Genomic DNA, 239 nt, shown 5'->3' on the forward strand with positions numbered 1-239 from the left:
CAAAGCACCGCCCAACTGCAAGAGCAGGTTTCAGCACTGCCGCCAATACCAGCACTGTTTGACCCCACCGGGCTAGAGCAACAAATTCAGCAGTTGCGCGAAAGCACCGCCCAACTGCAAGAGCAGGTTTCAGCACTGCCGCCAATACCAGCACCGTTTGACCCCACCGGGCTAGAGCAACAAATTCAGCAGTTGCAAGCTTGTGTGAGCTCATTGACAGAGGCATTTAACCAGCGCTC

The 239-nt window shown here is 55.2% G+C and carries 1 protein-coding gene; it reads left to right on the plus strand.

Annotated features, from left to right (window positions below; genetic code table 11):
- Positions 1–239: hypothetical protein (locus tag ACM0OZ_RS49405; protein WP_414590247.1), on the plus strand; the 239-nt coding region annotated here is incomplete at both ends.

The organism is Scytonema sp. PCC 10023 (assembly GCF_963920835.1).
Lineage (GTDB): Bacteria > Cyanobacteriota > Cyanobacteriia > Cyanobacteriales > Nostocaceae > Kalymmatonema.